Source organism: Streptomyces sp. DH12, assembly GCF_020873895.1.
In the GTDB taxonomy this organism is placed as follows: domain Bacteria; phylum Actinomycetota; class Actinomycetes; order Streptomycetales; family Streptomycetaceae; genus Streptomyces.
This window is the reverse complement of record NZ_JAHWGT010000829.1, coordinates 1-480: the sequence shown is the minus strand read 5'-3', so window position 1 is coordinate 480 and position 480 is coordinate 1. Positions and strand designations below refer to the sequence as shown.

Here is a 480-nt window from a genome sequence, read left to right as displayed (position 1 = left end):
ATTATTGCAGAGCCATTAAAAGCATTTTACAGCCAATTATCAGCCGAAGAAATCAAACAACAAGTACAAGCAATGATGACAAAAGTCGGACTATTACCGAACGTAATCAATCGTTATCCTCATGAATTTTCTGGCGGACAATGTCAACGAATTGGTATTGCACGTGCGTTGATTTTAAAGCCTAAAATGATTATTTGTGATGAGCCAGTATCAGCCCTTGATGTTTCTATTCAAGCGCAAGTGGTGAATTTACTTAAGTCGTTGCAAAAAGAAATGGGACTAAGTTTAATATTTATCGCCCATGATTTGTCGGTTGTTAAACATATTTCTGATCGAGTATTGGTAATGTATCTAGGTAATGCGGTTGAGATGGGAGACAGTAAAGCTCTGTTTGCTAATCCTCAGCATCCTTATACTAAGGCCTTAATGTCGGCGGTGCCGATCCCTGATCCACAGTTAGAGCGTAATAAACATATTGAG

Annotated in this window: 1 protein-coding gene; it reads left to right on the top strand. The window is 38.5% G+C overall.

The annotated features are described in order from the left end of the window. On the top strand, positions 1 to 480 hold a 480-nt coding region (locus LPA54_RS37300; protein ID WP_228984887.1), incomplete at both ends, for an ATP-binding cassette domain-containing protein.